The sequence below is a fragment of the Skermanella stibiiresistens SB22 genome (assembly GCF_000576635.1).
Taxonomy (GTDB): Bacteria; Pseudomonadota; Alphaproteobacteria; order Azospirillales; family Azospirillaceae; genus Skermanella; species Skermanella stibiiresistens.
In genome coordinates this window covers 150,862-174,420 of record NZ_AVFL01000014.1, presented here as the reverse complement: position 1 = coordinate 174,420, position 23,559 = coordinate 150,862, and the positions used below count along the sequence as shown (strand labels likewise).

Annotated in this window: 23 protein-coding genes; 18 read left to right on the top strand and 5 right to left on the bottom strand. The window is 66.3% G+C overall.

Translation table 11 applies throughout. The features are described from left to right. Position 1 precedes the first annotated feature (1 nt). The 4 genes from sucD (at position 2) to N825_RS19400 (ending at position 6,463) form a co-directional block, all read left to right on the top strand. A complete protein-coding gene (gene sucD / locus N825_RS19415; protein WP_037455602.1) occupies positions 2-877 on the top strand; it encodes a succinate--CoA ligase subunit alpha in 876 nt (291 codons plus the stop codon). Between the two features lie 84 nt (positions 878-961). Then, entirely contained in the window at positions 962-2,677 is a 1,716-nt protein-coding gene (locus N825_RS19410) for an NAD(P)H-dependent oxidoreductase subunit E (protein WP_051512604.1), read from the top strand. After that, positions 2,674-5,454, top strand: a complete 2,781-nt coding sequence (gene fdhF / locus N825_RS19405; protein ID WP_037455600.1) for a formate dehydrogenase subunit alpha — start codon at positions 2,674-2,676, stop codon at positions 5,452-5,454. Before N825_RS19410 ends, fdhF begins: the two co-directional genes overlap by 4 nt. Positions 5,455-5,623: 169 nt before the next feature. Continuing rightward, a complete protein-coding gene (locus N825_RS19400; protein WP_245613172.1) occupies positions 5,624-6,463 on the top strand; it encodes an IclR family transcriptional regulator in 840 nt (279 codons plus the stop codon). A 240-nt stretch (positions 6,464-6,703) separates the two neighbouring features. Here N825_RS19400 and N825_RS36675 read toward each other — a convergent pair whose 3' ends face one another. The 3 genes from N825_RS36675 to N825_RS40810 form a co-directional block, all read right to left on the bottom strand. After that, positions 6,704-7,126, bottom strand: a complete 423-nt coding sequence (locus tag N825_RS36675) for an antitoxin Xre/MbcA/ParS toxin-binding domain-containing protein (protein WP_051512603.1) — start codon at positions 7,124-7,126, stop codon at positions 6,704-6,706. 189 nt (positions 7,127-7,315) lie between these two features. After that, positions 7,316-7,516 carry a hypothetical protein gene (locus N825_RS19390; RefSeq protein WP_037455597.1) on the bottom strand — a complete coding sequence of 67 codons (201 nt, stop codon included), beginning with the start codon at positions 7,514-7,516 and terminating at the stop codon, positions 7,316-7,318. 79 nt (positions 7,517-7,595) lie between these two features. Next, positions 7,596-7,718, bottom strand: a complete 123-nt coding sequence (locus tag N825_RS40810) for a hypothetical protein (protein ID WP_281174371.1) — start codon at positions 7,716-7,718, stop codon at positions 7,596-7,598. A gap of 620 nt (positions 7,719-8,338) precedes the next feature. Between N825_RS40810 and N825_RS19385 the strand changes: the two genes are divergently transcribed. The 5 genes from N825_RS19385 (at position 8,339) to N825_RS19365 (ending at position 12,018) form a co-directional block, all read left to right on the top strand. Further along, a complete protein-coding gene (locus N825_RS19385) occupies positions 8,339-8,905 on the top strand; it encodes a TRAP transporter small permease (protein ID WP_198038557.1) in 567 nt (188 codons plus the stop codon). After that, a complete protein-coding gene (locus tag N825_RS19380) occupies positions 8,902-10,179 on the top strand; it encodes a TRAP transporter large permease (protein ID WP_037455594.1) in 1,278 nt (425 codons plus the stop codon). The genes N825_RS19385 and N825_RS19380 overlap by 4 nt, the downstream gene beginning before the upstream one ends. A gap of 62 nt (positions 10,180-10,241) precedes the next feature. Then, positions 10,242-11,261 (top strand): TRAP transporter substrate-binding protein, encoded by a 1,020-nt coding sequence (locus N825_RS19375; protein WP_051512601.1) that lies wholly within the window; start codon positions 10,242-10,244, stop codon positions 11,259-11,261. A gap of 107 nt (positions 11,262-11,368) precedes the next feature. Then, positions 11,369-11,605, top strand: coding sequence for an antitoxin (locus N825_RS19370; protein ID WP_037455591.1), 237 nt, complete (start codon positions 11,369-11,371; stop codon positions 11,603-11,605). Positions 11,606-11,616: 11 nt separating this feature from the next. Beyond that, positions 11,617-12,018: a type II toxin-antitoxin system VapC family toxin gene (locus N825_RS19365; RefSeq protein ID WP_037455589.1), complete on the top strand. Its 402-nt coding sequence runs from the start codon at positions 11,617-11,619 to the stop codon at positions 12,016-12,018. Between the two features lie 32 nt (positions 12,019-12,050). On the opposite strand, the gene N825_RS19360 is transcribed toward N825_RS19365, so the two are convergent. Beyond that, complete coding sequence (locus N825_RS19360) at positions 12,051-12,773, bottom strand: FadR/GntR family transcriptional regulator (RefSeq protein ID WP_198038556.1); 723 nt, start codon at positions 12,771-12,773, stop codon at positions 12,051-12,053. Positions 12,774-13,038: 265 nt separating this feature from the next. On the opposite strand from N825_RS19360, the gene N825_RS19355 reads away from it, so the two are divergent. The 6 genes from N825_RS19355 (at position 13,039) to fhmpcd1 (ending at position 19,257) form a co-directional block, all read left to right on the top strand. After that, a complete protein-coding gene (locus tag N825_RS19355) occupies positions 13,039-14,730 on the top strand; it encodes a GMC family oxidoreductase (protein WP_084164878.1) in 1,692 nt (563 codons plus the stop codon). A gap of 146 nt (positions 14,731-14,876) precedes the next feature. Continuing rightward, the gene (locus tag N825_RS19350) at positions 14,877-16,016 is read left to right on the top strand and encodes a cupin domain-containing protein (protein ID WP_037455585.1); all 1,140 of its coding nucleotides are present in this window, start codon (positions 14,877-14,879) and stop codon (positions 16,014-16,016) included. Between the two features lie 49 nt (positions 16,017-16,065). Continuing rightward, positions 16,066-17,196: an LVIVD repeat-containing protein gene (locus N825_RS19345; RefSeq protein ID WP_037455581.1), complete on the top strand. Its 1,131-nt coding sequence runs from the start codon at positions 16,066-16,068 to the stop codon at positions 17,194-17,196. A gap of 13 nt (positions 17,197-17,209) precedes the next feature. Beyond that, entirely contained in the window at positions 17,210-17,614 is a 405-nt protein-coding gene (locus tag N825_RS19340) for a RidA family protein (protein ID WP_037455578.1), read from the top strand. A 52-nt stretch (positions 17,615-17,666) separates the two neighbouring features. Further along, positions 17,667-18,296: a glutathione S-transferase family protein gene (locus tag N825_RS19335; protein ID WP_037455575.1), complete on the top strand. Its 630-nt coding sequence runs from the start codon at positions 17,667-17,669 to the stop codon at positions 18,294-18,296. 28 nt (positions 18,297-18,324) lie between these two features. After that, the gene (fhmpcd1, locus tag N825_RS19330; RefSeq protein WP_037455572.1) at positions 18,325-19,257 is read left to right on the top strand and encodes a 5-formyl-3-hydroxy-2-methylpyridine 4-carboxylate 5-dehydrogenase; all 933 of its coding nucleotides are present in this window, start codon (positions 18,325-18,327) and stop codon (positions 19,255-19,257) included. 20 nt (positions 19,258-19,277) lie between these two features. On the opposite strand, the gene N825_RS19325 is transcribed toward fhmpcd1, so the two are convergent. After that, complete coding sequence (locus N825_RS19325) at positions 19,278-19,685, bottom strand: hypothetical protein (RefSeq protein ID WP_157619388.1); 408 nt, start codon at positions 19,683-19,685, stop codon at positions 19,278-19,280. Between the two features lie 130 nt (positions 19,686-19,815). Here N825_RS19325 and N825_RS19320 point away from each other — a divergent pair, with 130 nt between their 5' ends. From N825_RS19320 to N825_RS19310, 3 genes are read left to right on the top strand one after another with little or no spacing between them, the layout of a single operon-like run. Further along, entirely contained in the window at positions 19,816-20,853 is a 1,038-nt protein-coding gene (locus N825_RS19320) for a putative B6 ABC transporter substrate-binding protein (RefSeq protein ID WP_037455569.1), read from the top strand. Between the two features lie 53 nt (positions 20,854-20,906). Next, complete coding sequence (locus N825_RS19315; RefSeq protein ID WP_051512599.1) at positions 20,907-22,466, top strand: putative B6 ABC transporter ATP-binding protein; 1,560 nt, start codon at positions 20,907-20,909, stop codon at positions 22,464-22,466. After that, positions 22,463-23,557, top strand: coding sequence for a putative B6 ABC transporter permease subunit 2 (locus tag N825_RS19310; RefSeq protein ID WP_037455566.1), 1,095 nt, complete (start codon positions 22,463-22,465; stop codon positions 23,555-23,557). Before N825_RS19315 ends, N825_RS19310 begins: the two co-directional genes overlap by 4 nt. Positions 23,558-23,559 lie beyond the last annotated feature (2 nt).

Here is a 23,559-nt window from a genome sequence, read left to right as displayed (position 1 = left end):
CATGTCGGTTCTCGTCAATTCCGAAACACGGGTGATCTGCCAGGGCTTCACCGGCGCGCAGGGCACCTTCCACTCCGAGCAGGCGATCGCCTACGGCACCCACATGGTCGGCGGCGTGACGCCGGGCAAGGGCGGCACCAAGCACCTCGACCTGCCGGTGTTCGACACGGTGGCCGACGCCGTCAAGGAAACCGGCGCCAACGCCAGCGTGATCTACGTGCCGCCGCCGTTCGCCGCCGACGCCATCCTGGAGGCGATCGACGCCCGGATCCCGCTGGTGGTCTGCATCACCGAGGGCATCCCCGTGCTGGACATGGTCAAGGTCCGGCGCGCGCTGAACGGCTCCGCCACCCGGCTGATCGGCCCCAACTGTCCCGGGATCATCACGCCGGACGAGTGCAAGATCGGCATCATGCCCGGCCACATCCACCGCCGCGGCAAGATCGGCATCGTTTCCCGCTCGGGCACGCTGACCTACGAGGCGGTGGCGCAGACGACGGCCGCCGGGCTGGGTCAGACCACCTGCATCGGCATCGGCGGCGATCCGGTCAACGGCACCAACTTCGTGGACAGCCTGGAGCTGTTCCTGAAGGACGACGAGACCGAAGGCATCATCATGATCGGCGAGATCGGCGGCGACGCCGAGGTCAAGGGCGCCGAGTTCATCAAGGCCAGCGGCACGAAAAAGCCGGTCGTCGGCTTCATCGCCGGCCGCACGGCACCGCCGGGTCGCCGCATGGGTCACGCCGGCGCCGTAATTTCCGGTGGTAATGACACGGCGGACTTCAAGGTACAGGCATTGACGGCGGCGGGTATCCATATCGCCGACAGCCCGGCCAGCCTGGGACGCACCATGCTGGAAGCGATGGGCCGATAAGGTCGAAGGCGCTAAGGTTGAAAGGGGAGCGATCCCCTTTTTTCCGGGACGGAACGAACGAAGAAGAAGGCAGGGGCAGGAAACATGGACACGGCCATACCCAACGATCCCAGTAACAAGCACCCCGGTCTGGGGCGCCGCAAGACGCGTGGGCAACCGAAGGGGCGGCAGGTCGACTTGCTGGCGTTGGCCGAGGTCCGCGACCTCCTCGGCGACCGTCCCCGCCGGCCCGATCTGTTGATCGAGCACCTGCACCTGATCCAGGACCGCTACCACGCCCTGCACGCGCGCCATCTGGTCGCGCTGGCGCAGGAACTACGGATGGCGCTGGTCGAGGTCTACGAGGTCGCCACCTTCTACGCCCATTTCGACGTCGTGATGGACGGGGAGGAGGCGCCGCCTCCGTTGACCATCCGGGTGTGCGACAGCCTGACTTGCGCGCTGAAGGGCTCCGACGCCCTGCTCGACGGCTTGGCCGGAGCGGTCGGCCCGGAGGTCCGCGTGATCCGGGCGCCCTGCATGGGCGCCTGCCACAACGCCCCCGCGGTGGCGATCGGCCACGCCCTGCACGAGCACGCCACGATCGAGACCGTGACGGCCGCCACCAAGGAGGCGGTCGAGGCCGGCCACAGCCATCCGCACATCCCCGACTACCACGGCTTCGACGATTACCGCGCCGGCGGCGGCTACGCGCTGCTGGAGGAGTGCCTGAATGGCACCCGCGATCTGGAAACCATCCTGACCGCGCTGGAGGGTTCCAGCCTGCGCGGGTTGGGCGGCGCCGGGTTCCCGACCGGGCGCAAATGGCGCTTCGTCCGCGCCGAGCCCGGCCCGCGCCTGATGGCGATCAATGGCGACGAGGGCGAGCCCGGCACCTTCAAGGACCGCCACTATCTGGAAACCGACCCGAACCGCTTCCTCGAAGGCATGCTGATCGGCGCCTGGGCGGTCGAAGCGACCGACGTCTATGTCTACCTGCGCGACGAGTACCCGCAGTGCCGCGAGATCCTGGACCGCGAGATCGCCAGGGTCGAGGCGGCGGGGCTGAGCCGGCACACGAAGATCCACATGCGGCGCGGCGCCGGCGCCTATATCTGCGGCGAGGAATCGGCGATGCTGGAAAGCATCGAGGGCAAGCGCGGCCTGCCGCGCCACAAGCCGCCGTTCCCGTCCCAGGTCGGCTTGTTCGGCCAGCCGACGCTGATCAACAACATCGAGACGGTCTTCTGGGTCCGCGACATCGTGGAGAAGGGGCCGGAATGGTGGTCGAGCAACGGCCGTAACGGCCGCAAGGGCTTGCGCAGCTATTCGGTGTCCGGCCGCGTCAAGCAGCCCGGCGTCAAGCTGGCCCCGGCCGGCGTCACGATCACCGAGCTGATCAACGAGTATTGCGGCGGCATGGAGGACGGCCACGCCTTCAAGGGCTATCTGCCCGGCGGGGCATCCGGCGGCATCCTGCCCGCCAGCATGTCCGACATCCCGCTCGACTTCGGCACGCTGGAGCCGCATGGCTGCTTCATCGGTTCGGCCGCCGTCGTCGTGCTGTCGGACAAGGACGACATGAAGGTGGTCGGCCTGAACCTGCTCAAGTTCTTCGAGGACGAGAGCTGCGGCCAGTGCACCCCGTGCCGGGTCGGCACCGAGAAGGCGGTCAAGCTGCTGGAACGGCCGAGTTGGGACCAACCTTTGCTGGGCGAGCTGGCGAAGGTGATGACATCGGCGTCGATCTGCGGCCTGGGCCAAGCGGCGATGAACCCGATCAAGCAAATCATGAAGCACTTCCCGGAGGACCTGACATGACCGAGGCGATCCGCTTTTTCCTGGACGGCGAGGAGGTCGAGGCGCAGGTCGGCGAGACCATTTGGCAAGTCGCCAACCGCCGCGGCACCGAGATCCCGCACCTGTGCTATACGCCGGCACCGGGCTACCGTCCGGATGGCAACTGCCGCGCCTGCATGGTCGAGGTCGAGGGCGAGCGCGTCCTGGCCGCGAGCTGCATCCGCAAGCCCCAGCAGGGCATGAAGGTCAACACCGCCAGCGAGAGCGCCAAGTCGGCCCGCAAGCTGGTGTTCGAGATGCTGGTCGGCGACCAGCCGGAGCGCGAGGCGGCCCACGACCCCGGCTCCCGCTTCTGGAATTGGGCCGACAAGCTGGAGGTCTCCGACAGCCGTTTCCCCGAGCGCGATCCCGCTCCGGAAAAGGACTTCAGCCATTCCGCCATGGCGGTCCAACTCGACGCCTGCATCCAGTGCAACCTGTGCGTCCGCGCCTGCCGCGAGGTCCAGGTCAATGACGTGATCGGCATGGCCATGCGCGGCCACGCCGAGAAGATCGTCTTCGACTTCGACGATCCCATGGGCAACAGCACCTGCGTCGCCTGCGGCGAGTGCGTCCAGGCCTGCCCGACCGGCGCCCTGATGCCGGCGACCCAGGTCGACCAGCACACCGGCGTGTTCTCGGCGGCACCCGACCGCAAGGTCGACAGCGTCTGCCCCTATTGCGGCGTTGGCTGCCAGCTGACCTACAACATCAAGGACGACAAGCTGCTGTCGGTCACCGGCCGCGACGGTCCGTCCAACCAGAACCGCCTGTGCGTCAAGGGCCGCTTCGGCTTCGACTATGTCCACCACGAGGACCGGCTGACCATGCCGCTGATCCGCCGCGAGGGCGTGTCGAAGCATGACGTGGACATCGACCCCGAGAACCCGCTGACCCACTTCCGCCGCGCCAGCTGGGAAGAGGCGCTGGAGGTTGCGGCCAAGGGCCTGTCCAAGATCCGCGACGAGCGGGGCGGCGACGCGCTGGCCGGCTTCGGCTCCGCCAAGGGGTCGAACGAGGAGGCCTATCTGTTCCAGAAGCTGGTCCGCACCAGCTTCGGCACCAACAACGTCGACCATTGCACCCGGCTGTGCCACGCCTCGTCGGTGACGGCGCTGATTGAGGGCATCGGATCGGGAGCGGTGACGGCGCCGTTCATGTCGGCGCAAGACGCCGACGTGATCGTGGTGATCGGCGCCAACCCGACCGAGAACCACCCGGTCGCCGCGACCTTCTTCAAGAACGCGGTCGAACGCGGCGCCAAGCTGGTGGTGATGGACCCGCGCGGCCACGCGCTGAAGCGGTTCGCCACCCACATGCTCCAGTTCAAGCCGGGCCGCGACGTGGCGATGCTGAACGCCATGTTGAACGTGATCATCACGGAAGGTCTGTACGACCAGCAATACGTCCAGGCCAACACCCAGGACTTCGAGGAGCTGAAGGAGCACATCAAGGACTACACGCCCGAGGCGATGGAGGACATCTGCGGCATCGACGCCGGCACGCTGCGCACGGTCGCGCGACTCTACGCCCGGTCCGAGGCCTCGATCATCTTCTGGGGCATGGGCATCTCGCAGCACACCCACGGCACCGACAACGTGCGTTGCCTGATCGCGATGGCGCTGACCACCGGCCAGATCGGCCGCCCCGGCACCGGCCTGCACCCGCTGCGCGGCCAGAACAACGTCCAGGGCGCGTCCGACGCCGGCCTGATCCCGATGGTGTTCCCGGATTATCAGCCGGTCGACAAGCCCGAGGTCCGCGAGTTCTACGAGGACCTGTGGGGCACCAAGCTGCCGGGCGTGCGCGGCCTGACGGTGGTCGAGATCATGGACGCGATCCATGACGACAAGATCAGCGGCATGTACATCATGGGCGAGAACCCGGCGATGTCCGACCCGGATGTCGGCCACGCCCGCGAGGCGCTGGCCAAGCTGGACCATCTGGTGGTGCAGGACATCTTCCTGACCGAGACCGCCAAATACGCCGACGTGATCCTGCCGGCCTCGGCCTGGCCGGAGAAGAACGGCACCGCGACCAACACCAACCGCCAGGTCCAGATGGGCCGCAAGGCGCTGCCGCTGCCGGGCGAGGCCCGCGAGGACTGGGTGATCCTGACCCAGCTGGCGAACCAGCTGGGCCTCAACTGGACCTACAGCCATCCGCGCGAGATCTTCGCCGAGATGACCAAGGCGATGCCGTCGCTGGCGAACATCACCTGGGAGCGGCTGGAGCGCGAGCAGTCGGTGACCTATCCATGCGACGGGCCGGACGAGCCGGGCCACGAGATCGTGTTCGGCAACGGTTTCCCGACCGAGACGGGCCGCGGCCGGCTGGTGCCGGCGGCGATCATCCCGCCCGCCGAGGAACCCGACGCCGAATACCCGATGGTGCTGACCACCGGCCGCCAGCTGGAGCATTGGCACACCGGGGCGATGACCCGGCGGTCGAAGGTGCTGGACGACATCGAGCCGGAGGCGGTCGCCTACATGGCGCCGGCCGACCTGCGCCGGCTGGGCGTCAACGCCGGCGACCGAATGACGGTCCGGACCCGGCGTGGCGAGGTCGAGCTGGTTGCGCGCGCCGATCACGCCATCCCGACCGGGCTGATCTTCATGCCGTTCTGCTACGCGGAGGCGGCGGCCAACATGCTGACCAACCCGCAGCTGGACCCCTACGGCAAGATCCCGGAGTTCAAGTATTGCGCCGCCCGGGTGGAGCCGGCGCGGACACCGGTTCCGGCCCAAGCGGCGGAGTAGGGGGCCGTTCCCTCGTCGCCGCGCCGCCCCGAACAAGAGCGGGGCGGCGATGGCGGGGCCGCGTCCGAGGCGCGGGCGGAGATGAACCCCGACCACCAAGCGAGTCGCCCCATTCCCAGCAATCCTTTTTGGAAGCGCGGTACAGGTGATGCGAAGTCAGGATGAGACATTGATACGATCCGAACCGCCGGCCACGGCCACCGCCGCGGCCAAGGCGGCGACGGCCGCGAGCGTCGATCCCCGATCCCAGACGGTCCAGTCGCTGGTCCGCGCCCTTCACATCATGACGATCCTCGGCGAGGCCGACGGCCCGATGTCGCTGACCGAACTGGCGCGCGCGGCGGCGCTGTCGCCCTCGACCGCCCACCGCCTGCTGACCACCCTCCAGCAGGAACGCTACGTCCGTTTCGACAGCGCCACCCGAAGCTGGTATGTCGGCGTGCAGGCCTTCATCAGCGGCAGCGGCTTCCTCAAGACCCGCAACGTCGTGGACTTGGCCCGGCCGCGCATGCGCCAGCTGATGGACCAGGCGAGCGAGACGGTGAACCTCGCGATCATCGAGAACCACGAGGTGGTCTATCTGGCCCAGGTCGAGTGCCACCAGATGATGCGGGCGCTGGCCCCGCCCGGCTCCCGCCTGCCGCTGCACTGCTCCGCCGCGGGCAAGGCGTTGCTGGCCCGGATGGCGCCGCAATACGTCCGCAACATGATGGAACAGCGCGGCCTGCCGCGCTTCACCGCCGCGACGCTGACGACCCTGGAGGCGCTGGAGGCCGATCTGGAGACGATCCGGACCCGCGCCTACGCGATCGACAACGAGGAGCACGCGATCGGCCTGCGCTGCGTGGCGGCGACCATCTATGACGAGCGGGCGCAGCCGATCGGCGCACTGTCGGTGTCGGGCCCCAAGGCGCGCGTGACCGACGAACGCGTCGCCCCGCTGGGCGCCCTGGTGCGTCAGGCCGCCGCCGCGGTGACCAACGAGCTGGGAGGCACCGCGCCGGGCTGACGGCGGCGCGGCCCAGCTTTCCGAGTCATATCAACGCCACTAAACAATGACCGCTTTCCAACGAACGTCCCACGGTAGGTCGGGTGCCGTTTCACAATGAAGAAACCAGCTGGCGGAATTGTAGGTCGGGTAAAGCGCAGCGGCACCCGACAAGCAGGCGAGTTGGTGTCGGGTGCCGCTGCGCTTTACCCGACCTACGCGAACAACTATTCGACCCGTCATTGTTTAGTGCTGTTAGTATTAGAAGAGGCGACAGTCGAATGAGAACGGCGTGTCGCTGATGACCGCGATTTTTCCCATGTCTGGCTGTGGCGGGTTGATCAGCACATTCAGAACGAGCATGTTCCCGACCTCCCTACCACCGTATTCGGTGGCGAGCATGTTGATGCAAGTCTTACCATCAAATGCTTTTTTCGGCTTCCGCAGCCATCGAGATGCTTCTTCCGTGTCTCCAAACACGCTTTTCGCCCGCTCCGCCACGCGAATCAATCCAGCGGCTCGGTCGCTTTCCTCGGGAGTTGCACGATGATCAAGGCGGGTGGCTTGATCATCATCCCACCCGATGATCTGGGTGAATTCGGCTCGGAAATAGCCAGCTTCCACCGCCTGATCCAACGTGCGGGGGCGTGGATTGAACACGCCACGCGCCTTGGCCGCGTCCATGCCAGCTTGCCGCCCCCGTGCGGGGCGTGGATTGAAACGGGGGTCATCTGACCCAGGGAGCCGATGCCGTCGTCGCCCCCCGTGCGGGGGCGTGGATCCAAACGCAGTCCGCCGCCGGCCCGCGACGCTGGAACCGTGGTCACCTCCCACGCGGAGCCATGAACTTCCCCCACCTCCGCCACGACGGACTCACCACCAACCCCACTCCCGGCGCGCGGGTGCGACCGCCATCAGCACTGGCCAGCGGAACGCCAGCGTCACCACGTCGGCGCTACCCGGCCCCGGCTCCACCAGCCGGGCCTCCGGCTCCAGGGGCACCGCGAGGACAACCAAGGGGTAAGCGGGTTCGGCGGCGCCGTGCTCCGCAGCGCCCTCCCTCCCGTAGGGCAAGGTGTCGGTGATCCGGCCCTTGGCCCAGCCCCGCCGTTAGAGCCAGCATGTCAATCACGCGCGCCTGCTCCCCAGTGGCTCAGGCGGTGCCGCGGAAGTCGCGCGGCAGGCCGAGCAGGTCGGCGGCCACGGGCTCGAACGCGGAGCGCAGGCCCAAGTTGTGGCCGACGAGGAACAAGTGCCGCCGCAAGGGAGCGGGCATGCCGATTCTGCGACGCGAGCGCGGCCAAGTCAATCTTCCTAAAAACTCGCGATGTTTTTCATAGATGCAACCGGAGACCTAGAGATGCGTAGGGAAAAGCTCGCATAAAGGCAATCACGTATTCAGGAAAGTAATCCTTTACCCTTTCGGGCTACGCTTCCTCGCGCCACCGCGCTGGATCTTCGAAACCTGAATATGGAACCCCAAAGCCCGTCACGGGCCGCACGCTGGAATGCCCCCAATGGGGCGCCCCCCAACATGAGACAGGAAAATGATGACATTCCATGACGTCTCACCACAAGAAGGGGGGAGGCGGCGAACGCGGACGCCCGGAACGTCAGGCCCCTTCCTCTCCCGACCATAATCCGACCATCAACGCTCCATATGGGGTAAATGGTTGCGCGGTTGAGATCGTCAAACCAGTCTCAAACCGCCGAAAAACGCCACTTCACAACGTCGGGCCGAAATAAACTCCATCCCGCTGGCGGTATTTTGCTTGTTACGCTGAACCATGGTGATAGGATTTCCGGAATTGGTTTTGGAAATGGTTATCCTATGCGCCGATGATCGGCTCCCCTCTCCGAGAGCGGGGCCGGTCGGCGGACACCGCGCGGGGAAACATGAGCGTCGCACTTTCGAACCCTCCGAAATCCCGGATGGCCCATGCCGCCAGCAGCGCGGCTCTGGTGGTCAGGAACCTGCTGGCGGGGCTGCGGGTCCTGCTGGGCGTCGTCCTGCTGCTGATGGTCCTGGTCAACGTCCTCAACGCGGCCGGACGCTACGGCTTCGGCATCGCGTTCACCGGGTCGGACGAATTGGTCGTCTACGCCATGATCTGGGTGGTCATGACCGGAATGGTCGTGGTCACGGCCGAGGGCACCCACCTCTCGCTGGACGCCCTGCAAAGCTCCCTGGGGCCGCGGGGCAAGCTGAGGCTAGCCCTGCTCAACAACATCCTGGTGGCGGCATCCTGCGGATACGCCGCCGTCCAAAGCTATGGCTTCGTGGCGCGGGTCGGCAGGATCGGGCAGGTCAGCATGGGCTTGGGCATACCCACGACCATTCCCCATTCGGCCCTGCTGGCGGGTTTCGCGCTGACCGCCGTGACCGCGTTCTGCCTCGCCGTCGGCACCATCGCGACCATTGCGCGGGGCGGGCCACTGGAAGAACAGGAGGATGGCCGATGATCTGGACCCTTGGTTTCATCCCCCTGGTCATGCTGGCGCTCGGCACGCCGATCTTCGCCATCTTCCTGGTCGGGGCTGCGGCGAGCTTCATTTTCATCCTGACGACGCCGCCGATAGCGCTGCACCAGACCATGATGGGCGGCCTGGACAACTACGCTTTGCTCGCCATCCCGTTCTTCGTCTTCGCCGGCGAGCTGATGGGGGCCAGCGGCATCGCGGACCGCATGGTGTCGTGGGTCCTGGCGATGACGGGGCGGGTTCAGGGTAACCTGGGCGTCGCCACGGTCGGGTCCTGCACGCTGATCGGCGCCGTGTCCGGGTCGAGCGCCGCCGCCGTCGCGGCGGTCGGGCGGGTGCTCTATCCGCGTCTGGTCCAGGCGGGATACGGCGAGCGGTACGCGGCGGGGCTGGCGGCGTCGAGCGGGGCGATCGACATCGTCATCCCGCCCAGCATCGCGATGATCCTGTACGGTGCCGCGGCGGAGCAGTCGATCCCCAAGCTGTTCGCCGCCGGCGTCCTGCCGGGCTTACTCATGGCCGTCATGATGGCCGGCTTCGTGGTCCTGGCCGCCCGCCGCGCCGGCATCCCGAAGACGGGCGGCTTCGAACTGTCGGTGTTCCTGCGGACCACGCGCGAGGCCATTCCGGCGCTGGCCATGCCGGTGCTGATCCTGGCAGGTATCTATCTCGGCTGGTTCTCGCCGACCGAAGCCGGCGGCGTCGCCTGTCTCTACGCGATGCTGGTCGCCCGCTTCGTCTATCGCACCATGTCGTGGCGCGACGTGTTGGACGCGGCCAGCCGCTCGGCGATCCTGACGGCGCAGATCCTGGTGATCGTCGCGGCGGCCAGCATCTTCTCGTGGCTGCTGACGCTCCAGGGCGTGCCCCAGTCGATCACCGGTTGGCTGACGGGGCTGGGCTTGTCGCCTTGGGAATTCCTGCTGGCGGTTAACCTGCTGCTGCTGATCACCGGCTGTTTCCTCGATCCGACCTCGGCGATCCTGGTGCTGGCGCCGCTGCTGCTGCCCTCCGTGCTTCAGCTTGGCATCGACCCGATCCATTTCGGCATCGTCATGACGGTCAACCTCGCGATCGGGATGTTCACGCCGCCGTTCGGGCTGAACCTGTTCGTCGCCCAATCGGTCTTCAAGATCCCGCTCAAGACGGTCTATCGCGGCGTGCTGCCGTTCGTCGGGGTCCAGGTCGCGGCTCTGGTGATCATCACCTATTGGCCCGAACTGTCGCTGTTCCTCGCGCGAACCGCCACTCCTTGACCAAAGCTTGGCCCCAACCGGAAACCTGGCCCTACTCGAAACCACCCATGGAGAAAACGAGAATGAAGCCGACACGCGCCTTGACGGCCGCCGCCGCCCTGCTCGCGGCCCTCGTCACCCTCGCCGGGCCGACGGAGCGGGCGGAAGCCCAGATCGTCATGAAGATGGCGAACGCCACGATCAACGACGTTCAGCACGAATGGCAGAAGCTGTTCGCCGAGGAGATGGGCAAGCGGGTCGGCGACAAGGTCAAGGTCGAGATCTACCCCGCCAGCCAGTTGGGTTCGATCCCGCGGATGACCGAGGGCGTGCTTCTGGGGACCATCGAGTCCTTCATCTCGCCGACCTCCTTCCTGACCAACACCGATCCGAAGTTCGAGATCTTCGACGTGCCCGGCCTGTTCAAGTCGCCCGAGCATGTCCACGCCGTGATCCACGATCCAGCCTATCGCGACCATTTCGAGACCATGTTCCTGGACCGCGACCTGCGGGTGATCGGCGCGATCTACAACAGTTCGACGCTGATCCTGACCAAGAACGAGGTGACCTCGATCGAGGGGTTGAAGGGCCAGAAGATCCGCACCTTCGCCACACCGCTCCAGATGGACCCGCTGAAGGCGGTCGGCGTGCTGCCGGTGCCGCTGGCGCTGACCGAGGTGATCCCGCAGCTCCAGTCCGGCGGCATCGACGGCGTGCTGGCCGGCATGCCGATCCTGACCGCCTTCAAGTATTACGATGCCGCGAAATACGTCATCGACTTGAACTTCGCGCAGATCGTCTCGGTCAATGTGGTCAACGAGACCTGGTTCCAAAGCCAACCCGCCGACATCCAGAAAGCCATCCGCGCCGCCGGCCGCGCCGCCGAGGAACGGGCCTTCCCCTGGGGCGTCGCCAACCTGACCCGGTCGAGCGACGCCTGGATCGCCAACGGCGGCAAGATCGCCAAGCTGCCGGACATCCAGCAGCAGGCCATGATGGCCCAGTTCCAGCAGATCGGCCTGTCGATCATCACCGGCAAGCCGGCGGTCAAGGCCGAGTACGACCAACTGAAAAAGCTGGTCGACGCGAAGGCGGTGAATTGAAGGGTCGCCCATAACCGGTTATGTACACACCTGTGTTTACATACTAGGCGCGTATTGGCATTATGGGGTGATCCATACATTTGGACGGCATGAGGGGGACGGCGGCGATGCCCATCACCAAGGTGTTCAGGAACGGGAACTCGCAGGCTGTCCGGATACCCGCCGACCTCGCGTTCGACCGGAACGATATGGACGTCGAGATCGAACGTGTCGGCGATGAGCTTCGCATCCGTCCCGTCGCCCGGCGACTGGACAAGGTGCTCGATAAGTTCAGCGCCTTCTCCCCGGACTTCATGGCCGAGGGCCGTGGCGAGAACATCGAGGCGGAGCGCGATCCGCTTTGAGACCGCGGTTCATGCTGGACACCAACATCTGCATCTACCTGATGAAGCACCAGCCCGCTTCGGTCGCCAAGCGGTTCGCCCAGTGTCACGTGGGGGAGGTGATCATGTCGGCGCTGACCTATGCCGAGCTGGAATATGGAGTGGTGGTTTCAGGCGAGGGCCGCGCCCGGAACCGAACGGCACTGGAGTCTCTGGTGGAGGATATTCCAGTGATGGGCTTCGACAGGAACGCCGCGCGCGCCTATGGCCCCGTGCGTCTGGCGACGCGCGACCGCAAGCGTGACGCGATCGACAAGCTCATCGCGGCCCACGCCATCGCTTTGGATGTGACGTTGGTGACCAACAACATGGCCGACTTCGGGGAGTATGACGGACTTAGGGTCGAGAACTGGGTCGTGGCGAACCAAGACTAGCCTGAAGGACCCGCCTTGGCGCCTCACATCCCTCAAGCCGCCGTCACCCCCGGCGTCAGTCGCTCGGTGATGCGGCGCTGGACGGCCAGCAGGTGGGTCCGCATGGCGTGTTCGGCGCCATCCAGGTCGCGGGCCGCTATGGCGGCGGCGATGGCGCGGTGTTCGGCGTCGCGCTGTTGCAGGCGCTTGGGGCAGATCTTGTCGTCATCCGAGCCGATCCGGACGCGGGCGTCAGTGCCGACGCGGCGGAGCAGGGCGTAAAGCTCGATGCCCAGGCTGTTGCGCGATCCGGCGGCAACCGCCATGTGGAACGCCAGATCGGCGGCGCCATACTCGGCGCTTCCCGTCGTGGCCGCTGCCTCGATGCGGGCGATCTCGAAGGGGGAGGCGCGCAACGCCGCCAACCTCGCCAAGCCCGGCTCGAACACCATCCGCATTTCGATGACCTCGATCGGGTTGGTGCAGCTGATCAGCGACTCCCCAGCGTCCGGTGCGGCGACGCTGCGCGGCCGGCCGACCACGGGTTGACCAATATGGCCCTCGCCGCGCAGCAGTTCGAGGGCGGAGCGCAGCCGGTGCCGCTTGACCCGCAACCCTTCCGCCAGGACGCGTTCGGGCGGCAGCGCCGCACCGGAGGCCACCAGTTCGCGGATGGCGGCGGCGATCAGGTCGACTCGTTCCGGATCCGAAACCGGCTCGATCCTCGCGTGGTCCATGCTGGGGGGCCGCAGCTTCAGGCGCCTGCCAATCTGCATCTCGTCAGTCCCTGGTGGTGGCAAAAGTTGAGGCGGCGTGCCCGGTTAAGCGTCAGTCATATCGACAGAATAGCGTCCTTCGTGGGTGGTTGACAAGTTTGGTTGAAAGGTGGTCATCTAAAAAAGGTTACTGAGATGTCGAAGCGACTTTAGCCCGCAGCCCTCGCGGTGGCGGCACTCCAGGCCGCCCGGCTCCCTGCCGTGGCGCCATGAAAACAAGTCCGATGTGAATACCAACGAGAAATGGTTGAACGGGGTTGGACCGATGGCTTCTGGTAAATCTTACGACTACGTGATCGTCGGCGCCGGATCGGCTGGCTGCACCCTGGCGAACCGGTTGTCGGAGGACAGGAACGCGAGGATCCTCGTGTTGGAGGCCGGCGGCTGGGACCGGGATCCGTGGATCCACATCCCGCTCGGCTGGGGCCGCATCCTCCAGAAACGGCTGCACGACTGGAATTACTTCTGCGAGCCGGAGGACAACGTCGACGGCCGCAGCGTCGAATGCGCCCGCGGCAAGGTGGTCGGAGGCTCGTCGTCGACCAACGCCATGGCCTATGTCCGCGGCAATCCGCGCGACTTCGACCGCTGGGCGGAGAACGGTTTGGACGCCTGGTCGTTCGACCACGTGCTGCCCTACTTCAAGCGGCTCGAAAGCTGGGAAGGCGGCGCCAGCGAATATCGCGGCGGCGACGGGCCGCTCGGTGTCCAGACCTGCAAGTATCAGGACCCACTGGTCGAGAGCTTCGCGGTGGCCGGCAAGTCCGCCGGGTTCGGCTGGACGGACGACTACAATGGCGCCCGCCAGGAAGGCTTCGGCCGGCTCCAGATGACGATCCGCGGCGGCAAGCGCAGCAGTTGCGCCACGGCCTACCTGCGGCCCGCGCTGAAGCGCGGCAATGTCGAGATCCGCGTCAACGCGCTGGCGACCCGCATCCTGTTCGAGGGCGACCGAGCGGTTGGCATCCAATACCAGAAGGACGGCAGGCTCGATCAGGTCCGCGCCGAGCGGGAGGTGATTCTGGCCGGCGGCGTGATCAACTCGCCCCAACTCTTGATGCTGTCCGGCATCGGCGATCCCGACGAGCTGGCCGCCCACTCGATCGACACACGCGTGGCGCTGCCCGGCGTCGGCAAGAACCTGCAGGACCACGTCTCGGTCATCATCGCCTATCTCCGGAAGGAGCCCGGCCCGTTCCACAGGATGATGCGCGCCGACCGCATCGGGCCGGCGATCCTCCAAGCCTACCTGTTCGGCAAGGGCTTCGCCTCCGATGTGCCGGGGGGCATCACGGCGTTCCTGAAGACGCGACCCGACCTGGAAGCACCCGACCTGCAACTGCTGTTCACGGCGGCGCCTTTCACGGGCCGGCCGTACCTGCCGCCGTTCAGCCAGCCCTTCACCGATGGGTTCGTCGCCCGCATCGTCATGCTGCATCCGGAGAGCCGGGGCAGCGTCAAGCTTGCCGGCAAGGACCCCGCCGCCGCGCCGCGCATCCACCAGAACTTCCTGGGTGCCGAAGCCGATTGGACCACGCTGCGCCAAGGGGTCCGGATGGCCCGCGAGGTCATGAGCCAGCCCGCCGTCCAGCCCTTCGTCCTGAAGGAAGCGCTGCCCGGCGCCGACCGGACGACGGACGCCGAGATCGACGCCCATATCCGGGCGACCTCGATCACCGTCCATCACCCGCTGGGCACCTGCAAGATGGGACTGGACGGCGACCCCATGGCGGTGGTCGACCACGAACTGAGGGTGCGCGGGATCGACGGGCTCCGGGTGGTAGACGCCTCGGTCATGCCGGACATGACAACCGGGAACATCAATGGCCCCGTCGTGATGATCGCGGAGAAGGCGGCCGACATGATCCGGGGGCTGGCGCCGCTGCCCGCCATCCGCCGGTCGGAAACCGCCAGCACCCGCCGGTCCCAACCCGTCACCGCCGATCTCGCCGGCTAGGGCGGTTGACTTGGCTTCGACCAAGTAACCAAAAAACCGCTTTACGCCGATAACCAAGTCGGATTACGGTTGGAAATTGGTTGAACCGAGCCGCCCCATTCGGAAGCCGTCATCCAAGGCCGTCATTCCAACAGGAGCCAGACGCGATGAACAGCATCGATAAGCTGAGCAACCGTGAAGCGGCGCTGAAGGCGCTGTACGACGATCTCCACGCGCATAACCTTTTCCCGTTCTGGGCGACGTCGAACACCGATCACGACGAGATCAAGCAGCTGCTGGCGACCAAGCGCGCCGTGCCGCATGTCTGGAACTACAAGGACGACATCGAACCGATCCTCAAGCGCTCCGCCGAACTGATCACGACCGACGATTCCGACCGCCGTTCCGTCATCCTGGTCAATCCGGGCCTGGCGCCGCAGCGCGCCACCGTCAGCACGATGTACACCGCGTACCGGCTGAACGACCCCAACGAGATCATGCCGCCGCACCGGCACACGCCCAGCGCCATCCGCTTCGGCCTGACCGGCAAGGGCAACTTCACCGGCGTCGAGGGCGAGGACATCGTGTTCGGTCCCGGCGACATGGTGCTGACCCCGATCGACACTTGGCACAATCACGGCACCGTCGGCGACGAGCCGGCGATCAACCTGTCGGTCCTGGACCTGCCGCTGGTCGAAACCCTGAACGCGGTCAGCTTCGAGCATGACTACAAGGAAGTCGACAACGGCCAGGAAACCGCCAAGAAGAAGCAATCGGCGCGGTTCCCCGACGACTACTCCAACCGCATCTATGGGCAGGGCGGGCTGCGGCCGCGCTTCGTCAACCATTCCCGCGGCGCCGGTTTCTCCTCGCCGATGTATGTCTACCGCTGGGAGGCGATGGAGAACATCCTGAACCGCCACAAGGATTGGGACGGCGACCCGCACGAGGCGCTGATGGTCGAGTACGTCGACCCGACCACCGGCGGTCCCGTCTTCAAGACGATCACCTTCTTCGCGCAGATGCTGCGCCCCGGCGAGAAGACTCTGCCGCTGCGCCAGACCGCCAGCCTCCTGGCGGCCCCGTTCAAGGGTCACGGTCACTCCATCATCAACGGCCAACGCTACGACTGGAACGAGTTCGACACCGTGGCGATCCCCGGTGGCGCTTGGTGCGAGCATGTCAACGGTTCCGACACGGAGCCCGCCATCCTGTTCGTGGCGAGCGACGAGCCCAGCCTGAAGGTCTTCTCGCTCTACCGCAAATGGGGCCGGAACGCCGATGGCGAGACGGTGCGGCTCGCCTGACCCGCGCCAACAAGCCAGACCGCAACGAGAGACGGCGAGACCGGACCCAATGCCAAAATCCCTGAACACGAGCCACCTGTCCCACATCGACTGCCCCGGCGGCGGCCAGGTGTGGGTTGATGGCACGACGCTCTATGTCGGTCACATGCGGCCGCCGAGCGGCACGTCGATCTATGACATCTCCGATCCGCGGAACCCCAGGCAGATCGCCCGGATCGACGTCCCGGATGGCTGGCACTCCCACAAGGTGCGCGTCCAAAACGGCATCATGATCGTCAACCACGAGCGTTTCGGTCAGAACGCGCCGGAGTTCGGCGGTGGGCTGGGGATCTACGACGTCTCCCGTCCGGCGGAGCCCAAGCTGATCTCCAAGTGGCGGACGGCAGGCAAGGGCGTCCACCGCTACGACTTCGACGGCCACCACGCCTACATCTCGCCGACCGCGGAAGGCTACATCGGCAACATCACCATGACGCTCGACCTGTCGGACCCGGTCAACCCGCGCGAGGTCGGCCGCTGGTGGGTTCCGGGGCAATGGCAGGCCGGTGGCGAGGAATACCCGTGGGACCCGGCGTGGCCGACGCCGCGCTGCCACCATCCGCTCCGGCTGGGCGACAGGATGTATGTCAGCTACTGGCATCACGGGCTGTTCATCCTGGATGTCTCCGATCTGTCGAAGCCGAAGCTGATCTCGGAACTGAACACCAGCCTGGCCTTCCCGCACCCGACCCACACCTGCCTGCCGATGCCGCAAACCCTCAAGGGCCGCAAGATCATGGTGGTGGCGGACGAGGATGTCGCCAAGCTGTATCCGGCGCCCCCGGCCTTCGCCTGGATCTACGACATCACGGACGAGCGCACGCCGGTGCCGATCTCGACATTCCAGGTCGAAGGCATCGACACCACCGGCGAGCCGCAGCCGCCGATGACCGGCTGCCATCAGCCGTCGGAGCGGTTCAAGGGCTCGATCATCCCGTTCGCCTGGTTTGCCCAAGGACTGCGGCTGGTCGACATCGCCGATCCCTTCGCGCCGAAGGAGGTCGGGCACTTCCTGCCGGACGTGCCGGAGGGGGCGCAGCGGGCGTCATCCAACGACGTCACCATCGACGATCGCGGCATCATCTATCTGGTCGACCGCGTCCATGGCGTCGACATCATCGAAACCAGCGTCTTCGGCTGAGGGAGGGCAGGGCATGAGCGACAAGACCGACGAGCGCCGGGCGGATGTTTATCCGATCGGCAAGAAGAACCCCAACCTGCCGTTCCACCCCGCGATCCGGGCCGGTGATTTCATCTTCGTTTCCGGGCAGGTGCCGAAGGACGCCAATGGCAACATGCTGTCCGGCACGATCGAGGAGGAGACGCGCTGGACGCTGGAGTCGATCGAGCGGATCATCGCGCAGGACGGGGCGACCCTGAAGGATATCGTGCGGGTCACGACCTACCTGGAGGACACCCGCGATTTCGGCCGCTACAACAGGGCCTTCGCCGAATTCTTCCCCGACGGCATGATGGCGCGCACGACGGTCGAGGCGCGCGCGGTGATCAACACCAAGATCGAGATGGAAGCCATAGTCTACAAGCCGCTGGACCGCTGACAAGCCTAAGCGGCATCCGACCTAGAACCGAAGAAAAAGAATGGTGGAAACAATGATCAAGCTCCTGGGACGGCAGACTTCTGGCAACGTCCAGAAGGTCATCTTCCTGCTCGAGGAACTGGCGATACCCTATTCCCGCGAGGATTACGGCCGTCAGTTCGGCAACACGCAGACGCCGGAGTACAAGGCGCTCAACCCCAACGCCAAGGTCCCCACCGTGTTGGACGGCGACCTATCGATCTGGGAATCGCACACGATCCTGCGGTATCTGACGGCCAAGGCCGGCAGTGACCTAGGCGGCGGGTCACTCGCCGACAAGACCCAGGTCGAGCGCTGGATGGACTGGATGCTGGCCTCGCTCAACACGCCCTATGTGGCGGTGTTCAAGGACAGCAAGAAGGCTCCGGAGGAGCGGGCCGCCGACTTCCAGGCCCAGGCCGACGACATGATCACCCAATTGAGGATCCTGGACGCCCAACTCGGCGGCAAGGACTTCGTGGCGCTCGACCGCTTCACGCTGGCCGATGTCGCCTTGGCGCCGGTCGTCGCCCGCTGCCTTGACTTCCCGGTCGAGCGGCCCGCCTTCGCCAACCTCGACAAGTGGCGCGCCTCCGTGGCCGAGCGCCCCGCCTTCCAGGTGGCGGTGGGCAAGACACCCAGCACCATCGCCAAGGCCGTCTGAGCCGGATCGTCACAGCGGGAGGATAGTCATGCTGAAGGTCGCGGTCATCGGGCTCGGCACCATGGGGCCGGGCATGGTCGCCCGGATGGCACGCGGAGGCTTCGAGGTCCGGGCCTTCGACACCTCCGACGCGGCGATCGACCGGGCGCGGGTGATGCTGCCGCAGATCGGCGCGGTGCTCGACCAATTGAGCATCACGCCGCTAGCGAGCGGGGAGGGGGCGATCTCGTTCCACCGCGATCTCGCCGAGGCCGTCGCCGGCGTCGACCTCGTGATCGAGAACGTGCCGGAGCGGATCGAGGTCAAGGAGGAGGTGCTGCGCGCCATCAGCCCGCTGGTGGCGGGCGACTGCGTCATCGCGTCCGACACCTCGGGCATCCCGATCACCAAGCTCCAGGCTTTCGTCGTCAATCCCCGGCGCTTCGTCGGAATGCACTGGTCCAACCCGCCGCACATCATCCCGATGATCGAGGTCATTCCGGGCGCCGCCACGGCTGCGGAGGTGGTGAGCTTCATTTCCGAGACCATCAAGGGCTTGGGACTGATCCCGGTCCTGGTCAAGAAGGACGTTCCCGGCTTCGTCGAGAACCGGGTGCTCTACGCGCTGCTGCGGGAATGCGTCGATTTGGTCGATCAGGGCGTGATCGACGCCGACGCGCTCGACACCTGTGTCTCGTGGGGCATCGGCTACAAACTGTCGGTGATCGGCCCCATGGCCCTGCTCGATATGGCTGGGTTGGACATCTACCAGTCGGTCTCGGGCTACCTGAACGCCGATCTGTGCAACGCCGCCACCGTCAGCGACGCGATCACGTCCAGGACGGCGGCGGGACGGCTGGGCATGAAGACGGGCGGCGGCATTTACGATTACACGCCGGAACGGATCAAGGAGTTGGGGGCCGAGCGGGCACGGAAGCTGGTCGCGACCCGCCGGGTACTGGAAGGCCGCGACACGCCATGACCCTCGGCGCGGTTTTCAACTCAATGGCAGCGCAGCCGCCCGTCGTCGGCATCGCAGGAGACCTTGATGTCGGCGGCCGGTTCGCCGCGCCGGCGCTCCAACGCCAAGGGGCTGCGGGTCTCCCACGCTGCGCCGGCGAAGCCGCACCACGCGGCCTCGACCGGCAGCCGGTCGCCGCTGTCGTTGAGGATGAAAACTGTTCCGGTCACGGGATCGGAGCGCAGGTCGGCGCGCACTTGCCCGTCTGGGGCCGCGCTGCCCAGTTCGGTCGAGAACCAGTGGGCGACTTGGGCCACACAGGTGATCGTCCTGGCGGAGCGGTTGCGGACTTCGACCAGGGTGGGGTACAGCGGGGTCTCCGCGACGGCGGAACCCGCCATGAGCGAGATGAGAACAAGGGCGAAGCCTGACTTTCGCGGGAGCTGCATGGCGGAAAGCCCTATGTCATCGGATGGTTCTGAGTTAAGCTAGCAAAGTACAGTTCTCTATTCCACTGTAAAGCAACAAACAAAAACAAGCTCTGCTGGTAAATTTCACTCTTCAACAGGGAGTAAGACCATGCGCGAACTCAGGACTCGACTTCTCACCACCTTGTGTGCCGCTGCGGTATCCGCTTTTTCCCTGACCGCCGGCGCCGCCGAACTCAAGAGCATCGCGATCCTCGTGCCGGAGCAGGGATCCGACTTCGGCTGGAACCAGCAGGGCGTCGATTCGGCGAAGGCGGCCGCCGCGAAGACCGGCGTGGAACTGACCGTCGCCCAAGGCTTGGGCTATGGTGATGTCCGGCCAACGCTCCGGGAACTGGCGGAGGATGGCGTCGGCCTCATGCTGTGCCACGCCAGCGGCTACAACACCGCCTGTCCCGAGATCGCGCAGGAGATGAAGGTCCCCGTGGCGATCGTCGACCGGCCCGACCTGTTGAAGCCGGGTCTCGTCGCCGACTATACCCTCAGCGGGCACGAGGGCGCTTATCTCGCCGGTCGTCTCGCCGCCAAGGTCAGCCGCACCGGCACGGTCGGCGTCGTGGTCTCGGGCGAGCCGCCAAGCTGGAACTCGCAATCGGCTGGTTTCGCGCAGGGCGTCAAGGCGGAGAAGCCGGGCACCAAGATCGTCTACGCGGTGATCGGCCCAGCCGCTTACAGCGACGCCGCAGGCGGCCAGCGGGTGACGGGATCGGTGATCGCGGCCGGCGCCGACGTCATCTTCGGCCAGGGCAACGGTTCCAGCTTCGGCATGCTCCAGGCGGTCGAGACGACCAAGGCCGTCGATGGCGGCAAGGTTCTGTTCATCGACGTGATCGGCGACAAAACCACGCTGGACAAGGGCTTCCTCCTGACCTCCGTGCTTTGGGACATGACGCCGGTCTATGCCTCCATGGTCGATGACATCAAGGCAGGCACCTTCGGCACCAAGCATTACAAGATCCAGCTTTCCGACAACTCTGTGCGCCTGCTCCAGACCAAGAACGTGCCGGCCGACGCCTGGGCGCCGATCATGGCGCTCCGCGACGACATCATCTCGGGCAAGATCAAGATCGAGCCGGTGTTCGATGCCGCCGCGGTCCGCGCCCTGATGACGGACGTGGCGGCGAAGTAGCCCGTCACCCCCGGTCCACTTGTGGCATCCCGTCGCTCGAAAGGTCGCTCCGCATGCCCGCAGCTCCGCTGATCGAATTCCGGGGCGTCACCAAGCGCTTCCCTGGCGTGATCGCCAACGATCAGGTCGATCTGAGGATCCACGCCGGGGAAGTCCATGTCCTGCTGGGGGAGAACGGCGCCGGTAAATCGACGCTGATTGGGATGCTCTCCGGTCTCCAGCAGCCGGACGAGGGCGATATCCTACTGGAGGGCGCGACGGTAAAGCTGACCTCGCCCAAGCGCGCGCTGCGGTCGGGTATCGGCACCGTCTTCCAGCACGGCATGCTGGTGCCGACCCTGACCGTGGCGCAGAACCTGTCCTTGGGAAATCCCTGGTGGAGGTTCCGGCGGGAGGGCGACATCGCGCATCGGTTCGAGGCGCTGTGCGCCGACTTCGGCGTGCGGATCGATCCCCACGCGATCACCGGCGAGCTGTCGCTGGGTGAACAGCAGCAGGTCGAGATTTTCCGCGCCCTGCTGCGGGGCAGCCGCGTGCTGGTGCTGGACGAGGCGACTTCGATGCTGACGCCACAAGGTGTCGAGGAGTTGGGCGCGCTGATGCGGGAACTGGCGAAGCGTTTGCTGGCGGTCATCCTGATCACCCACAAGCTGCGCGAGGCCTTCGACTTCGGCGACCGCATCTCCATCCTCCGGCACGGCCGCAAGGTCGCGGAATTGGGGCCGGAACAGCTGCGGGAGACCGACGAGCACAAGCTGCACCAATTGGTTGTCCGAAGCATGTTCGGCGGCGCCGGCGGTGCCCCCCATATCCGGAGGGCGGATGCCACCGGCGAGCGGCGGCCCGTGCTGACGGTGCGGGGACTATCGGTCGACGGTGGCGGCGATGGGCGGGTGGCGGAAGTCAGCTTCGAGGTGGCGGCCGGCGAGATCCTGGGCATCGCCGGCATCGACGGCAATGGCCAGAAGCAGCTGGCCGAGGCCTTGGCGGGGCAACGCCGCGCGGCCGCTGGCGAAATCCTGCTCGACGGCCGGCCGATCGCGTCTCTCGATGTTGGGGCGAGGCGGCGGCTGGGGTTGCGCTACGTCACCGACGACCGGCTGGGCGAGGGTACGGTCGGCGCCTTTCCGGTTTCGACCAACCTGCTGCTGAAGGAGATCGGCACAGCACCCTTCTGGGAGGGCGGCATCGAGCGGCCGGCCCGGATCCGCGAGCACGCGCGGGCGTTGATCGAGGAATTCGATGTCCGAACCCCCGGCCCCGACACGCCGATCGCCCGCCTGTCCGGCGGCAACATCCAGAAGGCGGTGCTGGCCCGCGAGCTGTTTGGCGGCGCCCGCGTCGTGATCTACAACAAGCCCACATATGGTCTGGACGTCCACAACATCGCCTCCGCCCGCCGACGCCTGAGCGAGGCCGCCGACGCTGGCGTCGCCACCATCCTGATCTCCACCGACCTGGATGAGATCCTGGAACTCTCCGACCGCATCGCCGTGATGTCGGGCGGCCGCGTCGTCGGCATCATCGCCAATGACGGCGACGCCCGGACTTTGGTCGGGGAGATGATGGCCGGGGAGATGACTGGGGAAGAACGCGCGGGAGAAGCGGCATGATGGTGGAACCGGCCCAATCCTCCGGCGCTGGCTCGCTGGGGTTGGTGACCTCGGCGGCGGGACGCGCGGCGGTGCGGATTGGCCTGACGGCGGTGGCGCCGGTCGTGCTGGCGCTGGTGCTGTCCGGCGCGGTGCTGTCGCAGATGGGGACGGACCCGCTGGAATACTACGGCTATGTGGTGCAACGCGCCTTCATGACACCGTCGGGGTTCCAGGCGACGGTCACCAGGATGGCGCCCCTGCTGCTGCTGGGCGCGGGACTGATCCTGGCCTTCCGCGCCGGCTTGTGGAATCTCGGGCTTGACGGGCAGTTCATGCTGGGCGCCACCGCCGCCGCCGCGCTGGCGCCGCCGCTGGCGCAGGTCTGGCCAATCCCGCTCGTGCTGGCGGCCAGCATGGTCGCGGCCATGGCCGCCGCCGCGCTGTGGTCGCTGCTTCCAGCGCTGCTCAAGGCCTATCACGGCGTCAACGAGATCATCACGACGCTGATGATGTCCTTCCTCGGCCTGTCGGTCTCCAACGCCTTGGTCAAGCTGGCGTTTCTAGACCCCACCACGACGGTGCCCCAGACGCGGACCCTGGCGGTCGCCGACCGGTTGCCGCCCCTGTCCGGTACCACGGTCAGTAGCGGCGTGCTGATTGGGCTGGTCGCCATCGTCGCGGTCCATCTGGTCATGACGCGGACCAGCTTCGGACTTCGCCTGCGCGTGGTCGGGGCGAACCCGCGCGCTGCGATCCATGTCGGATTGCGCGTGCCGTTGCTGACCGTGATGGTGTTCGCCGCTTCCGCCGCCCTGGTCGGTCTGGCCGGTGCCGTCGAGATCCTGGGTGTCCATGGCAATGTCCGGGCGGATTGGAACCCGGCCTTCGGCCTCGCGGTCATCCCGCTGGTCTTCCTGGCGCGGCTGAACGGCTTGGCGACCATCGTCTACGTCCTGTTCTTCTCGGCGCTCCAGATCGGGGCGGAGAGCGCCGCCCGCCGGCTTGGCGTGCCGCATTACTTCTCGCTGGTGCTGGTGGCGAACCTGCTGATCGTGCTGGCCCTGGTCGAACACTTGTCCCAGCGCTGGCGCCTGGACACGAGGAGCTGACG

What these genes read in the sequence shown, in the direction of transcription:
- sucD (WP_037455602.1), top strand. Translation starts at nt 2, where the DNA reads ATGTCGGTTCTCGTCAATTCCGAAACACGGGTGATCTGCCAGGGCTTC.
- N825_RS19410 (WP_051512604.1), top strand. Translation starts at nt 962, where the DNA reads ATGGACACGGCCATACCCAACGATCCCAGTAACAAGCACCCCGGTCTG.
- fdhF (WP_037455600.1), top strand. Translation starts at nt 2,674, where the DNA reads ATGACCGAGGCGATCCGCTTTTTCCTGGACGGCGAGGAGGTCGAGGCG.
- N825_RS36675 (WP_051512603.1), bottom strand. Translation starts at nt 7,126, where the DNA reads ATGGACGCGGCCAAGGCGCGTGGCGTGTTCAATCCACGCCCCCGCACG.
- N825_RS40810 (WP_281174371.1), bottom strand. Translation starts at nt 7,718, where the DNA reads ATGCCCGCTCCCTTGCGGCGGCACTTGTTCCTCGTCGGCCACAACTTG.
- N825_RS19385 (WP_198038557.1), top strand. Translation starts at nt 8,339, where the DNA reads ATGAGCGTCGCACTTTCGAACCCTCCGAAATCCCGGATGGCCCATGCC.
- N825_RS19380 (WP_037455594.1), top strand. Translation starts at nt 8,902, where the DNA reads ATGATCTGGACCCTTGGTTTCATCCCCCTGGTCATGCTGGCGCTCGGC.
- N825_RS19375 (WP_051512601.1), top strand. Translation starts at nt 10,242, where the DNA reads ATGAAGCCGACACGCGCCTTGACGGCCGCCGCCGCCCTGCTCGCGGCC.
- N825_RS19370 (WP_037455591.1), top strand. Translation starts at nt 11,369, where the DNA reads ATGCCCATCACCAAGGTGTTCAGGAACGGGAACTCGCAGGCTGTCCGG.
- N825_RS19365 (WP_037455589.1), top strand. Translation starts at nt 11,617, where the DNA reads ATGCTGGACACCAACATCTGCATCTACCTGATGAAGCACCAGCCCGCT.
- N825_RS19360 (WP_198038556.1), bottom strand. Translation starts at nt 12,773, where the DNA reads ATGCAGATTGGCAGGCGCCTGAAGCTGCGGCCCCCCAGCATGGACCAC.
- N825_RS19355 (WP_084164878.1), top strand. Translation starts at nt 13,039, where the DNA reads ATGGCTTCTGGTAAATCTTACGACTACGTGATCGTCGGCGCCGGATCG.
- N825_RS19350 (WP_037455585.1), top strand. Translation starts at nt 14,877, where the DNA reads ATGAACAGCATCGATAAGCTGAGCAACCGTGAAGCGGCGCTGAAGGCG.
- N825_RS19345 (WP_037455581.1), top strand. Translation starts at nt 16,066, where the DNA reads ATGCCAAAATCCCTGAACACGAGCCACCTGTCCCACATCGACTGCCCC.
- N825_RS19340 (WP_037455578.1), top strand. Translation starts at nt 17,210, where the DNA reads ATGAGCGACAAGACCGACGAGCGCCGGGCGGATGTTTATCCGATCGGC.
- N825_RS19335 (WP_037455575.1), top strand. Translation starts at nt 17,667, where the DNA reads ATGATCAAGCTCCTGGGACGGCAGACTTCTGGCAACGTCCAGAAGGTC.
- fhmpcd1 (WP_037455572.1), top strand. Translation starts at nt 18,325, where the DNA reads ATGCTGAAGGTCGCGGTCATCGGGCTCGGCACCATGGGGCCGGGCATG.
- N825_RS19325 (WP_157619388.1), bottom strand. Translation starts at nt 19,685, where the DNA reads ATGCAGCTCCCGCGAAAGTCAGGCTTCGCCCTTGTTCTCATCTCGCTC.
- N825_RS19320 (WP_037455569.1), top strand. Translation starts at nt 19,816, where the DNA reads ATGCGCGAACTCAGGACTCGACTTCTCACCACCTTGTGTGCCGCTGCG.
- N825_RS19315 (WP_051512599.1), top strand. Translation starts at nt 20,907, where the DNA reads ATGCCCGCAGCTCCGCTGATCGAATTCCGGGGCGTCACCAAGCGCTTC.
- N825_RS19310 (WP_037455566.1), top strand. Translation starts at nt 22,463, where the DNA reads ATGATGGTGGAACCGGCCCAATCCTCCGGCGCTGGCTCGCTGGGGTTG.